Source organism: Streptomyces agglomeratus (genome assembly GCF_001746415.1).
Lineage (GTDB): Bacteria > Actinomycetota > Actinomycetes > Streptomycetales > Streptomycetaceae > Streptomyces > Streptomyces agglomeratus.
On sequence record NZ_MEHJ01000001.1, the window covers coordinates 4842501 to 4856057 of the forward strand.

At 68.4% G+C, this 13557-nt stretch carries 9 protein-coding genes and 2 rRNA genes (1 of these 11 cut by a window edge); 6 read left to right on the forward strand and 5 right to left on the reverse strand.

The features are described 5' to 3' along the window. Positions 1–1962: ribosomal RNA gene (locus AS594_RS21095) — 23S ribosomal RNA — on the forward strand; it begins 1162 nt to the left of the window's first position. A gap of 74 nt (positions 1963–2036) precedes the next feature. Then, positions 2037–2153 (forward strand): 5S ribosomal RNA (rrf, locus tag AS594_RS21100). A 126-nt stretch (positions 2154–2279) separates the two neighbouring features. Here rrf and AS594_RS21105 read toward each other — a convergent pair. The 5 genes from AS594_RS21105 to AS594_RS21125 are packed head-to-tail and all read right to left on the reverse strand — an operon-like array spanning position 2280 to position 7676. Then, the gene (locus AS594_RS21105) at positions 2280–3590 is read right to left on the reverse strand and encodes a DUF58 domain-containing protein (protein ID WP_069928521.1); all 1311 of its coding nucleotides are present in this window, start codon (positions 3588–3590) and stop codon (positions 2280–2282) included. Between the two features lie 10 nt (positions 3591–3600). After that, positions 3601–4575 (reverse strand): AAA family ATPase, encoded by a 975-nt coding sequence (locus AS594_RS21110; RefSeq protein WP_069928522.1) that lies wholly within the window; start codon positions 4573–4575, stop codon positions 3601–3603. After that, positions 4572–5756, reverse strand: a complete 1185-nt coding sequence (locus AS594_RS21115) for a DUF4350 domain-containing protein (protein ID WP_069935220.1) — start codon at positions 5754–5756, stop codon at positions 4572–4574. Before AS594_RS21115 ends, AS594_RS21110 begins: the two co-directional genes overlap by 4 nt. Next, positions 5753–6409: a DUF4129 domain-containing protein gene (locus tag AS594_RS21120; RefSeq protein WP_069928524.1), complete on the reverse strand. Its 657-nt coding sequence runs from the start codon at positions 6407–6409 to the stop codon at positions 5753–5755. Before AS594_RS21120 ends, AS594_RS21115 begins: the two co-directional genes overlap by 4 nt. A 40-nt stretch (positions 6410–6449) precedes the next feature. Beyond that, positions 6450–7676 (reverse strand): DUF7847 domain-containing protein, encoded by a 1227-nt coding sequence (locus AS594_RS21125; protein ID WP_069928525.1) that lies wholly within the window; start codon positions 7674–7676, stop codon positions 6450–6452. A 140-nt stretch (positions 7677–7816) separates the two neighbouring features. On the opposite strand from AS594_RS21125, the gene mtnA reads away from it, so the two are divergent. Genes mtnA through AS594_RS21145 form a run of 4 tightly spaced genes read left to right on the forward strand, consistent with a single transcriptional unit; the run spans position 7817 to position 13528 of the window. Continuing rightward, a complete protein-coding gene (gene mtnA / locus AS594_RS21130) occupies positions 7817–8971 on the forward strand; it encodes an S-methyl-5-thioribose-1-phosphate isomerase (RefSeq protein ID WP_069928526.1) in 1155 nt (384 codons plus the stop codon). A 4-nt stretch (positions 8972–8975) separates the two neighbouring features. Continuing rightward, entirely contained in the window at positions 8976–9665 is a 690-nt protein-coding gene (gene mtrA / locus AS594_RS21135) for a two-component system response regulator MtrA (RefSeq protein ID WP_187283109.1), read from the forward strand. A gap of 1 nt (position 9666) precedes the next feature. Further along, positions 9667–11652 carry an MtrAB system histidine kinase MtrB gene (gene mtrB / locus AS594_RS21140; RefSeq protein WP_079144482.1) on the forward strand — a complete coding sequence of 662 codons (1986 nt, stop codon included), beginning with the start codon at positions 9667–9669 and terminating at the stop codon, positions 11650–11652. Then, positions 11642–13528: an LpqB family beta-propeller domain-containing protein gene (locus AS594_RS21145; protein ID WP_069928527.1), complete on the forward strand. Its 1887-nt coding sequence runs from the start codon at positions 11642–11644 to the stop codon at positions 13526–13528. The genes mtrB and AS594_RS21145 overlap by 11 nt, the downstream gene beginning before the upstream one ends. The last annotated feature ends 29 nt before the right edge of the window (positions 13529–13557 follow it).

Here is a 13557-nt window from a genome sequence, read left to right on the forward strand (position 1 = left end):
GTTGGCTTAGAAGCAGCCACCCTTGAAAGAGTGCGTAATAGCTCACTGGTCAAGTGATTCCGCGCCGACAATGTAGCGGGGCTCAAGCGTACCGCCGAAGTCGTGTCATTCCAGCATTAAGGGCCAACGCCCGTGGGATGGGTAGGGGAGCGTCGTGTGCCGGGTGAAGCAGCCGCGGAAGCGAGTTGTGGACGGTTCACGAGTGAGAATGCAGGCATGAGTAGCGATACACACGTGAGAAACGTGTGCGCCGATTGACTAAGGGTTCCTGGGTCAAGCTGATCTGCCCAGGGTAAGTCGGGACCTAAGGCGAGGCCGACAGGCGTAGTCGATGGACAACCGGTTGATATTCCGGTACCCGCTTTGAAACGCCCAGTATCGAATCCATTGATGCTAAGGCCGTGAAGCCGTCCTGGAGCCTTCGGGCAAAGGGAAGTGGTGGAGCCGCCGGTCCAAGGTGGTAGTAGGTAAGCGATGGGGTGACGCAGGAAGGTAGTCCAGCCCGGGCGGTGGTTGTCCCGGGGTAAGGGTGTAGGCCGAGGGGTAGGTAAATCCGTCCCTCGTTAAGGCTGAGACCTGATGCCGAGCCGATTGTGGTGAAGTGGATGATCCTATGCTGTCGAGAAAAGCCTCTAGCGAGTTTCATGGCGGCCCGTACCCTAAACCGACTCAGGTGGTCAGGTAGAGAATACCGAGGCGTTCGGGTGAACTATGGTTAAGGAACTCGGCAAAATGCCCCCGTAACTTCGGGAGAAGGGGGGCCATCACTGGTGATCGGATTTACTCCGTGAGCTGGGGGTGGCCGCAGAGACCAGCGAGAAGCGACTGTTTACTAAAAACACAGGTCCGTGCGAAGCCGTAAGGCGATGTATACGGACTGACGCCTGCCCGGTGCTGGAACGTTAAGGGGACCGGTTAGTGCGCTTTCGGGCGTGCGAAGCTGAGAACTTAAGCGCCAGTAAACGGCGGTGGTAACTATAACCATCCTAAGGTAGCGAAATTCCTTGTCGGGTAAGTTCCGACCTGCACGAATGGCGTAACGACTTCTCGACTGTCTCAACCATAGGCCCGGTGAAATTGCACTACGAGTAAAGATGCTCGTTTCGCGCAGAAGGACGGAAAGACCCCGGGACCTTTACTACAGTTTGATATTGGTGTTCGGTTCGGCTTGTGTAGGATAGGTGGGAGACTTTGAAGCATGCACGCCAGTGTGTGTGGAGTCAATCTTGAAATACCACTCTGGTCGTGCTGGATGTCTAACCTCGGTCCGTGATCCGGATCAGGGACAGTGTCTGATGGGTAGTTTAACTGGGGCGGTTGCCTCCTAAAGAGTAACGGAGGCGCCCAAAGGTTCCCTCAGCCTGGTTGGCAATCAGGTGTTGAGTGTAAGTGCACAAGGGAGCTTGACTGTGAGACCGACGGGTCGAGCAGGGACGAAAGTCGGGACTAGTGATCCGGCAGTGGCTTGTGGAAGCGCTGTCGCTCAACGGATAAAAGGTACCCCGGGGATAACAGGCTGATCTTCCCCAAGAGTCCATATCGACGGGATGGTTTGGCACCTCGATGTCGGCTCGTCGCATCCTGGGGCTGGAGTCGGTCCCAAGGGTTGGGCTGTTCGCCCATTAAAGCGGTACGCGAGCTGGGTTTAGAACGTCGTGAGACAGTTCGGTCCCTATCCTCTGCGCGCGTAGGAATATTGAGAAGGGCTGTCCCTAGTACGAGAGGACCGGGACGGACGAACCTCTGGTGTGCCAGTTGTCCTGCCAAGGGCATGGCTGGTTGGCTACGTTCGGAAAGGATAACCGCTGAAAGCATCTAAGCGGGAAGCCTGCTTCGAGATGAGTATTCCCACCCCCTTTGAGGGGTTAAGGCTCCCAGTAGACGACTGGGTTGATAGGCCAGATGTGGAAGCCCGGTAACGGGTGGAGCTGACTGGTACTAATAGGCCGAGGGCTTGTCCTCAGTTGCTCGCGTCCACTGTGTTAGTTCTGAAGTAACGAACTGTGCCGTTTCCGGTTTGTTCAACTTCATAGAGTTTCGGTGGTCATAGCGTTAGGGAAACGCCCGGTTACATTCCGAACCCGGAAGCTAAGCCTTTCAGCGCCGATGGTACTGCAGGGGGGACCCTGTGGGAGAGTAGGACGCCGCCGAACAATTATTGTGGGAAAGCCCCGCACCTTATGGTGCGGGGCTTTTCTGCGTTCAAGGCTCGATCGCCGGGTGGCGGAGCCTTTCACTCGTATGGATATGGGTCTCGTGCTGGGCTGGCCGCCTTTTTTCTACAGGCGGCCGGCTGCCTTCAAGGCGAGGTATGCGTCTGCGAGAGCCGGGGCCAGGTCGTCGGGGGTGGCGTCCACGACCGTGACGTTGTGGCGGGTGAGTTTCTCCGCCGTGCGGCGGCGCTGTTCCTGGGCCTGCGTAGCGGCTGCGGCTTCGTAGACGGCGTCCAATGTGCCGCGTCCGGCTGCCATCTGGTCGACGCGGGGGTCGGCCACCGCGGCTACCAGCACCGTGTGGCGCTGGGTGAGCTGCGGGAGAACCGGGAGGATGCCCTCTTCGACCGGAGTGGCGTCCAGGCCCGTCAGCAGCACGATCAGGGAACCGCGAGGGGCGTTGGTCAGAGCGGTTGCGCTGAGACCGCGGGCGTCGGTTTCCACCAGCGCCGGCTCCAACGGGGCCAGTGCGTTGACCAGGGCAGGCAGGAGATCGCCTGCCGTGCGGCCCTGAACCTGGGCGCGGATGCGGCGGTCGTAGGCCAGCAGATCGACCCGGTCGCCCGCTCGCGAAGCGAGAGCCCCGAGAAGGAGAGCCGCGTCCATGGCGGCGTCCAGGCGCGGCACGTCACCGACGCGGCCGGCCGAAGTGCGGCCGGTGTCGAGGACGATCAGGATGTGGCGGTCGCGTTCCGGACGCCACGTGCGTACGGCGACGGTGTTCTGCCGGGCGGTGGCGCGCCAGTCGATGGAGCGCGTGTCGTCACCCGGAACGTAATCGCGAAGGCTGTCGAATTCGGTGCCTTCGCCGCGCGTGAGGACGCTTGTTCGGCCGTCGAGTTCCCGGAGGCGGGCCAGTTTGGAGGGCAGGTGCTTGCGGCTGGCGAAGGGGGGAAGCACGCGCACCGTCCAGGGGACGGCGTGACTGCCCTGGCGTGCCGCCAGGCCCAACGGCCCGAACGAGCGAACGGTGATGCGTTCGGAGTGGCGGTCACCCCGACGGGTGGGGCGCAGTGCGGTGGTGAGACGGCGCCGTTCTCCGGCTGGGACTACGAGCTCGTGGCGGGACGCTGCCTGCTCGGTGCCTGCCGGCCAGCTGCTGGGCGGCCAGGCGTCACGGAGCTGAGCGCGCAAGGGGCGGCCGGACGGGTTGGTGACGGTCAGCTGGACTTGAGCCGCGTCACCCAAGCGAACTGACGTGTCACCACTTCGGGTGAAACGGAGCTTTCGCACTGGCGCCGCCAGAGCGTAGTCGCACACAATTGCGAGTGTGAGGGGAGCGTTCACGGCGAGGACCCCGGACCAGTTCGGCGCGAGGATGCCGATGGGGATCGCGCCGAGTGCCGCGAGGAGTGCGGTGCGTCCGGTGAGGGCCACAGTGATCGCCTCAGCGGGGGACGGGGACGTGGGTGAGGATCGCAGTGATGACGGAGTCTGCGGTGACTCCTTCCATCTCGGCCTCGGGCCGGAGCTGGATGCGATGGCGCAGGGTGGGAAGTGCCAGGGCCTTCACATCGTCGGGGATGACGTAGTCCCTGCCGGTGAGCCAGGCCCAGGCGCGAGCGGTGGAGAGCAGGGCGGTGGCGCCTCGGGGCGAGACACCGAGAGTGAGCGAGGGGGATTCTCGGGTGGCACGGCAGATATCGACGACGTAGCCGGTGATCTCTGGGGAGACCGCTGTCTTGGCGACTGCGGCGCGGGCCGCTTCAAGGTCGGCGGGCCCGGCGGCGGGGCGTAGTCCCGCTGCGTGCAAGTCGCGGGGGTTGAAGCCCTCGGCGTGGCGCGTCAGAACGCCGATCTCGTCCTCGCGGGACGGCAGAGGGATCGTGAGCTTGAGGAGAAAGCGGTCCAGTTGGGCCTCGGGAAGAGGGTAAGTGCCCTCGTACTCCACGGGGTTCTGGGTCGCGGCGACCAGGAAGGGGTCGGGCAGGGGGCGGGGCGTGCCGTCAACGGTGACCTGGCGCTCCTCCATGGCCTCCAGGAGCGATGCCTGGGTCTTGGGGGGCGTGCGGTTGATTTCGTCCGCGAGGAGGAGGTTCGTGAAGACAGGGCCCGGCTGGAACGAGAATTCGGCGGTGCGGGCGTCGTAGACCAGCGATCCGGTGACGTCGCTGGGCATGAGGTCGGGGGTGAACTGGACGCGCTTGGTGTCCAGTTCGAGGGATGCCGCCAGTGCGCGGACCAGGAGCGTCTTCGCTACTCCCGGTACTCCTTCGAGCAGGACATGGCCTCGGCAGAGCAGGGCTACGACGAGTCCTGTGACAGCGGGGTCCTGGCCGACCACGGCCTTTGCGATCTCGGTGCGCAGGGCCTCGAGGGAGGCGCGGGCGCTGTCTGGGGTCTCTGCGGGCTGGGCGCTCATGAAGCGCGTACCTCTCTTTCGAGGGCGTCGAGTTCGTCTGCCAGGCGGATGAGGCCGGCGTCGTCGGCGGGAGCGGTGCCGAAGAGCAGGGACGAGAGGTCCCGGCCCGTCGTCGGCAGGTGGGATGAGACGGCTGGGAGCAGGGCGTCGGAGGCGTGGGCCCGGGAGGCGGGTACGCCGAGAAGGGGGGGGAGGCGGGTGCGGGTTGCCGAGCGCAGGGCTGAGGCTGCGCGGTCGCGGGCTTCGGCCCTGCGGTAAAGACGTGCGCGGCCCTCGGTGGTCTCGGAGGCACGGACGGCTACGGGGAGCTGTTCGGTGACGAGGGGACCGAGCCGGCGTGCGCGCCAGATCGCGGTGAGTGCGGCGGCGAGGGCGAGTTGGAGTGTCGCCCAGACCCAGCCGGGAGGAACGAGGTCGTAGAAGCTGTTTTCGCCGCCGTCGGTGGCGGAGGCGTCGCCCAGCGAGGGGAGGTACCAGACGAGATGAGGCCGGGAGCCGAGCAGTTGGAGGGCGAGCGAGGCGTTGCCCTGTTTGCCGAGGCGTTCGTTGTAGAGGATGTCGGGAGCGCCGAGCAGCACGGTGTCGTTGCCGGCCGAGTGCGGTACGCGCAGGAGCGTGGCGAGGCCGTCGCTGAGGTAGCAGGCGTCGGCGGCCGTGGCCTCGGTGGTGTAGCGGACTCCGCCGGTTTCGGCATCGCCGGCGCGGAGGGCGGCGGGCAGCGAGCACTGGGGAGAGCGCGGCGAAACGCCGGTGCGCTTCTCGGCGCGTACGCCGGGGGCCAGCGTGGGGACGGAGGAGGTGCCGGGGGCGAGAAGCACCGTACGAGACGCGGAGTCCTCAATTGTGGTGCGGAGTTGGGTCTGCTGGCTGTGCGTCAGGAGGTCGGGGGCTGTGACCAGGAGAGTGGTGCCGCCGGTCGCCGCGGCGGTGGCCTCGTCGAGGGTGGTGACCACACGGGTGCTCACGCCGCGGGCCTTGAGCAGTTCGGTGACGGCGCGGCTGCCGAGAGGGTCCGCCGAGCGCGGGTCGAGTCGGCCGTGGTGGTCGCCGGAACGTACGGCGGCGATGGCGATGCCGGCGACCAGGATGACGGCGAGCCCCAGGAGGACACCCCGGGAGCGTGTCCAGAGCTGGCGGGCCGTGACGGAGGACGAGGTGGCGGGGGCGGGAGTCGCGGTCATCCGGCAGCCCTCTGGACCGCACCGCTGAGCAGGGGCTTTGTCCGTTCGACTTCAGAGTCGAGTGCACTCAGTCGCTGGTACGCCTGGGCGTCGGCCGTGCGGCCGCCGTACGTGACGTCGTCGAACTCGCGGGCAGCGGTGCGCAGTCGGCCGGCATGGCCGGGAAGGGACTTTCCGGCTTCCGCGGCGGCTTCGTCCGCCGTGCGGCCGGGGCGCGGGTCCAGGAGAGCGCGTTCCTCCAGGGACCGTACGACGGCCCGCATCCGTTCCTGGACGGCCTGGTTCCAGCGGTGCGCTGCGGCGTGTGCCTCGGCGGCGGCGCGGTGCTCGGCCGCGCTGCGCGGGCCCTCTTCGAACAGCGTCCCCTCCGAGGCAGGCGTGCGCCGGGGGGTGCCGAGCCGCAGCCACAGGCCGGCGGCGAGGAGGACGACGAGTACGACGATCACGACGAGCCCGACCGTACCTCCGGGGGTGGCTCCGGACGCCGCGGTGAACAGGTCGTTGACCCATTCCAGGAAGCGGTCGATGGCGCGCTGGAGGACGCTGGGGTCGTTCTCGTGGTACATCGGCTTGGACAGTTCGCGTTCCGCGGCCTCGCGGGCCGGGACGCGCGGGATGTCCACCGGTACGTCGTCACTGGTGCGAGCCCACATGCTCGCCGCTGTTGTCCTGCCCCCCGCTGTGGACACCGCATCAGCTCCCGGGTGTGGTGTCGGTGGACTGCTGAGGGCCGTAGCCGGGGATGTCGGCGGCGCGGGCGAGTTCGAGGTCCAGCGCCTCGCGGCGGATGCGCTGGTCCACGTAGAGCAGGACACTCACGCCGGCGGAGATCGGGTAGGTGATCGAGGCGGCGATCACGGCGCCGATGCCGGTAATGATCAGGAAGGGCCAGCCGAATTCGGGAGTCTCCCCGGCGAACAGGCTGCTCAGGCCGTCGTCCGCTGCGTAGGCGATGAGGCCGAACGGTACGGCGATGATCATCGACACGATGAAGGTCAGCAGCAACGTGAGCAGCGTGATGCCGAAGATCCGCCACCAGGCTCCGCCGACCAGCTTGGCCGAGCGGCTCAGGGACTTCTTGATGCTCTGCCGTTCCAGCATCAGCGCCGGGGAGGCGAGGCTGAACCGGATCATCAGCCACAGGACGACGACGAAGGCCGCGAGGCCGCAGAACAGCGACAGGGCGATGCCTGCCGGGCCGCCGAGGAGCATGCCCGGCAGAACGCCGACCGTCATGATCGCGAAGGCGATGGCAGGGAGCAGCAGGGTCAGACCGAGCAGTCGTGCCAGCTGGGGCTTGGCCTCGCGCCAGGCGTCGGCGAGCGTCACCGGGCGGCCGAGGATGGAGCGGCTGATCACCATGGTGAGCAGCGCCGTGGTGAAGAGGGTGGCGACGAGCGTGATCGCGAAGGTGGGGGCCGAATTGACCAGAGTGCTCCGCACGACGTCGAACGACTGACTGAGGGCCTCGGACGGCGTGGCGTTCGGGTCGACCTCGGCCGGTGCGGGGAGCAGGTAGCGCTGGATCAGGATGTCGCAGATCTGAGTGATCACCGCGACGGTGACCGTGATGCCGAGGACGGTGCGCCAGTGGGCGCGCAGGGTCGACACCGCTCCGTCGAGGATTTCGCCGACGCTGAGCGGCCGCAGGGGAATCACCCCGGGCTTGGCAGCCGGCGGAGGACCGCCCCAGTGGCCTCCTTGCGGGCTGCCGCCCCAGTTCGGCGTGGGCTGCCGCGGGGGGCCCGAGGGCGTGCCGGAGCCGCTGGGCGCGGACCACTGGCCTGCCGGCGGCTGCTCCTTCGACCACTTCGACGAGGCGTCGCTGTGGTCGGTGGGCTCGGCCGGCCGGGGAACGCCCGGTTCCTGGCCGTCGGAGGGGGCGGATCCGGGCGAGGCCCAGCCCGGAGACTCGTTCATGGTCGCTCCTTCACGGTGCCCGTCCGCGGTCGCGGCGGCAGGTTGGCAGCTATCGTGTCATGGGGCACCTGTCGGCGAACGGGGCCCCGTATCTCGTGCGCACCTTCAATTGTCGGGGTCTCAGCGGGCAGACTGGGCAGATGGCTGATCAGGACGCGCAATTCCCAGCGGGCGCCGAGCCGCCCGCGCTCCCTACGCTGCGCTGGGAGGAGCCGCCCGAGGGGCCCGTGCTGGTGCTGCTCGACCAGACGCGGCTCCCCGCCCAGGAAGTCGAGCTGGTCTGTACGGACGTGCCTGCCCTGGTGCAGGCCATCCAGTCGCTCGCCGTCCGCGGCGCGCCTGTGCTGGGGCTCGCGGGCGCCTACGGGGTGGCTCTGGCCGCCGCGCGGGGCTACGACGTGGACGAGGCCGTGGGGCTGCTTGAGCGGGCGCGGCCCACCGCCGTGAACCTCGGCTCCGGGGTGCGGCACGCTGCGGCGGCGTACCGGGCGGCGGTCGAGAAGGGTGCGGACAGTGGGCGGGCCGCCGCTGCGGCGCTGGCCGCGGCGCGGGAGCTGCACCGGGCCGACGCCGAGGCCAGTGTGCGGATGGCGGCGCACGGGCTGGCTCTCCTGGAGGAGCTGCTGCCCGGAGGCGGGCACCGCATCCTCACTCACTGCAACACCGGGGCTCTGGTCTCGGGCGGCGAGGGCACGGCGTTCGCCGTGGCGCTGGCCGCGCACCGGACGGGCCGGCTGCGCAGGCTGTGGGTCGACGAGACGCGCCCGCTGCTCCAGGGGGCCCGGCTCACGACCTACGAGGCGGCCCGGCACGGCATGGCGTACACCTTGCTCACGGACAACGCCGCGGGTTCGCTCTTCGCCGCGGGTGAGGTGGACGCCGTCCTCATCGGGGCGGACCGGATCGCGGCCGACGGTTCGGTGGCGAACAAGGTGGGGAGCTATCCGCTCGCGGTACTGGCCAAGTACCACCACGTTCCGTTCATCGTGGTCGCGCCTGTGACCACGGTGGATCTCGGTACTCCGGACGGTGCCTCCATCGAGGTGGAGCAGCGGTCGGGCCAGGAGGTGACAGAGTTCACGGTGCCGTCGGTTTCGGTGGCTGGATCTGATGCCGGAATCGGGGTCGGGATGCCTGTGGCGCCACTGGGGACCCAGGCGTACAACCCGGCCTTCGACGTCACGCCGCCAGAACTGGTGACCGCGATCGTCACGGAGCAGGGTGCAATTTCCCCGGTCACGGGGGCCGCACTGGCGGAGCTGTGTGCCAGGTCACGCCAGGTAACGATTAGCTAATGGGATGATGTCGTTTATGAAGGGACGCGTCCTTGTCGTCGACGACGACACCGCACTGGCCGAGATGCTCGGCATTGTGCTGCGTGGTGAAGGTTTTGAGCCGTCGTTCGTAGCGGATGGCGACAAGGCACTGGCCGCTTTCAGGGAGGCCAAGCCTGACCTGGTGCTGCTGGATCTCATGCTGCCCGGACGGGACGGCATCGAAGTCTGCCGGCTCATCCGGGCCGAGTCCGGGGTGCCGATCGTCATGCTCACCGCCAAGAGCGACACCGTAGATGTGGTGGTCGGGCTGGAGTCCGGTGCTGACGACTACATCGTCAAGCCGTTCAAGCCCAAGGAGCTCGTCGCCCGTATCAGGGCGCGACTGAGGAGGTCGGAGGAGCCGGCGCCGGAACAGCTGGCAATCGGGGATCTGGTCATTGATGTGGCCGGTCATTCCGTGAAGCGGGACGGGCAGTCCATCGCCCTGACCCCGCTCGAGTTCGACCTGCTGGTCGCGCTCGCCCGTAAGCCCTGGCAGGTGTTCACCCGCGAGGTGCTGCTGGAGCAGGTGTGGGGCTATCGCCACGCCGCGGACACCCGGCTGGTCAATGTCCATGTCCAGCGGTTGCGCTCCAAGGTCGAGAAGGACCCGGAGCGGCCGGAGATCGTCGTGACCGTCCGCGGGGTCGGCTACAAGGCCGGACCCAGCTGATATGACCCTAGGCAGCGCTGCTCCGATGCCGGGGGGGCCGGGAGTCCGTACGGAGCGGGCTGCCGTTCCTCGGCGAAGGACGTCCAGGGCCGGACGCTTTCTGCAGAGTGGTCCGGCCCTGCGGCTCTTCGCGCGCTGGGTGCGCCGGCCGCTGCTGCCGTCGTTGCGGCTGTGGCGTCGCAACATCCAGCTGCGGGTGGTCGTCGGCTCGCTGGTGATGTCGCTCGGCGTGGTGCTGCTGCTCGGGTTCGTCGTGATGTGGCAGGTGCGCAACGGTCTGCTCGACGCGAAGCAGGAGGCCGCGCAGAGTCAGGCGGCCGGTGGCTTCGACGTGGCGGAGGAGAAGGCCCGTACCGTCGCGGGAACCGGTGCGAGCGACAGCGCCGAGGCCAGGGCCACCGCGCGGAACTCCACGAACTGGAGGACCGAGCTGGTCGAGCAGCTGGCCAGCGGCGGCCGTCAGGCGTTCCATGTGGTGGCGCTGAGTGCCAACTCGGACGACGAGAGTTCCAGCAATCGCGGGCCGCGCGTCTCGGGTGGTGTGAACCAGAGTGCGAGCGTGCCGCAGAAGCTGCGGGACGAGATCGACCAGGGGACGGGGAAGGCGCACAAGGCCTTCGTACGGATCACCTACACCGACGAGCAGGAACCCGAGCCCGGTCTGGTCATCGGCAAGCAGCTGAACGACAACAGCGGCCAGCCGTACCAGCTCTACTACCTCTTCCCGCTGACGCAGGAGGAGGAGTCGCTGAGCCTGGTGAAGACCACGCTCGCCACCGCGGGCGTGTTCGTCGTCGTCCTGTTCGGCGGCATCGCCTGGCTGGTCGTACGGCAGGTCGTCACGCCCGTGCGCATGGCCGCCGGGGTCGCCGAGCGGCTGTCCGCGGGCCGGCTCCAGGAACGTATGAAGGTCACGGGCGAGGACGACATCGCGCGGCTCGGTGAAGCCTTCAACAAGATGGCCCAGAACTTGCAGGTCAAGATCCAGCAGCTGGAGGAGCTGTCCCGGCTCCAGCGGCGCTTCGTCTCCGACGTCTCGCACGAGCTGCGCACGCCGCTGACGACCGTACGGATGGCCGCCGACGTCATCCACGAGGCGCGTTCCGACTTCGACCCCGTGACGGCTCGGTCCGCCGAGCTGCTCGCCGGGCAGCTGGACCGCTTCGAGTCGCTGCTCGCCGACCTGCTGGAGATCAGCCGGTTCGACGCGGGGGCGGCGGCTCTGGAGGCGGAGCCGATAGACCTGCGTGAGGTCGTACGCAGGGTCATCGAGGGCGCCGAGCCGCTGGCGGAGCGCAAGGGCACCCGGATACGGGTGACCGGTGACGAGCAGCCCGTGGTCGCGGAGGCCGATGCGCGGCGGGTGGAGCGCGTCCTGCGCAACCTCGTCGTCAACGCCGTCGAGCACGGTGAGGGCCGGGACGTCGTGGTCCGGCTGGGTGCCGCGGGCGGCGCGGTCGCCGTCGCGGTCCGTGACTACGGCGTCGGACTGAAGCCGGGTGAGGCGACCCGGGTGTTCAACCGGTTCTGGCGGGCCGATCCGGCGCGTGCGCGCCACACCGGCGGTACGGGCCTCGGTCTGTCCATCGCCGTGGAGGACGCGCGGCTGCACGGTGGCTGGTTGCAGGCGTGGGGGGAGCCGGGCGGCGGATCGCAGTTCCGGATGACTCTGCCGCGTACGGCGGACGAGTCGCTGCGCGGTTCCCCGATTCCGCTGGAGCCCGAGGATTCACGGCGTGCGCGCGAGCGCGCGCAGGCCGACAGCCGGGTGACCGGGGATCGGCCGGGCGGCGGAGCCAACCGGCTCGCGACGGTGCCGGCCCAGCCGGGCGCCGACCGCTCGCCGCTGCCCGTGCCGCCGCGTGCGGCGCCGGCGGCCGACCCGACGGCGCTGCCCGGCAACGGTGCCCGGGTGGTGGCGCGCCCGACGGGCGACGCGGACGGCGCATCGCAGGCGGATCGGAAGGACATCACCCGTGGGCACTGAGCGTAGGCGTGGCGACCGGTGGCGGGTGCCGCGGACGACGGTGCTGCTGGGGTGCGGTGGATTGCTCCTGGCCGGCTGTGCGTCGATGCCGGACAGCGGCGACGTGGAGGCCGTGGAGGCTTCCCCGCGCGGTGACTCCCAGGTGCGGGTGTACGGGATGGCGCCGCGCAAGGGGGCGCAGCCCAATGAGATCGTCGAGGGTTTCCTGGAGGCGATGACGGGGGACGACCCGCAGTTCGCCACCGCTCGGAAGTACCTGACCAAGAAGGCTTCCGAGCAGTGGGACCCCACCCAGGTCACCGTGCTCGACAACGGCCCGGTGCCCCAGGACCAGCGGGTCAACGACCGCGAGGACGGAACGTACGCGTACGCGCTGACCGGCACGAAGATCGCCGAGGTGAACGAGCAGCGCGCGTACCAGCCGGTCAATCGCTCGTACCACGAGACGGTCTATCTCAGCAGGCAGAACGGGCCGGACGGCAAGGAATGGCGCATCGACGGCCTGCCGCAGGGCCTCGTCCTCGGTGAGTCGGACTTCGAGCGCATCTATCACTCCGTCAACAAGTACTACTTCGCTTCCGGTACGTCGTCGGAGCGGACCGGCGCCGCCCACCCGTGGCTGGTCGCCGACCCGGTGTACGTGCGCAAGCGCACGGACCCGCAGACGCAGATGGACCAGGTGACGCAGACGGTCGAGGCGCTGCTGAGCGGCCCGACGAACTGGCTGAAGCCGGTGGTGGGTTCGAGCTTCCCCACCGGTACGGCGCTGAAGCTGGAGGACGGTGCCAAGTCGCTGGCGTTCGACGACCGCAACGTGCTCAAGGTGCCGCTCAACGGGAAGGCGTCCAACGTCGGGCAGAAGCGGTGCCGGGAGATGGCCGCCCAACTGCTCTTCACGCTGCGGGACCTGACGTCGTACCGGGTCGGACAGGTGGAGTTGCAGCGGTCGGACGGCTCGACCCTGTGCGTCCTCGGCGGGGACCAGGCGGAGGATTTCGCTCCGGAACGTGCCTCGGGGAGCCCGGACTACCAGTACTTCCTCGACACGAAACACCGTCTCGTACGGATGGTGGGAAGCGAGGACAACACCGGCGCCGAGGAGGAGGCCGAGCCCGTGCCGGGGCCGCTCGGCAGCGGTGAGCGGCGCCTCGGCGCGGTCGCGGTGTCGCGCATGGAACGGCACGCGGCGGGGATCTCGCAGGACGCGCGCTCGATGTATGTGGCCTCCGTGGTCTCGGACAGCGAGCCGGTGGAGCCCGTGCTGACCAGCAGCGCCAAGCAGGAGAAGGACCGGCTCTCGGCGCCGAGCTGGGACGGCCGGGGCGACCTGTGGGTGGCGGACCGGGACCCGCGCCAGCCCCGGCTGCTGCGGCTGGCCGGCGGTGAGGGCGAGGCCCGGGATGTCAAGGTCGTCGACGGCCTGGACGGTGCTCGCATCGAGGCGCTGAAGGTGTCGGCGGACGGTGTCCGGATAGCGCTGCTGGTGTCTGAGAACGGCCGGACGACCTTGAAGCTCGGCCGGATCGAGCGGCACGGACCGGAGGGCAAGCCGGAGGTGTCCGTCGCCGATCTGCGGCCCATCGCGCCGCAGATGGAGGAAGTGACGGCCGTGTCCTGGGCCGGCCGCAGCCGCCTCGTGGTGGTCGGCCGTGAGTCCGGCGGTGTGCAGCAGCTGCGCTATCTCCAGACGGACGGTTCGACGTCGGACGCCCAGTCGGTGCCGGGCGCGAACCGGGTGACGGCGGTCGCCTCGGCGGACGACGACCGGCTGCCGCTGCTGGCGCACTCGCTGGAGGACGGCATCGTGCGGCTGCCGCCCGGCGCGAACTGGAAGACCGTGGTCAGCAAGGGGTCGTACCCGGTCTATCCCGGATAGCTTCCTGTCACTCCTGATCGAGTTGTTCA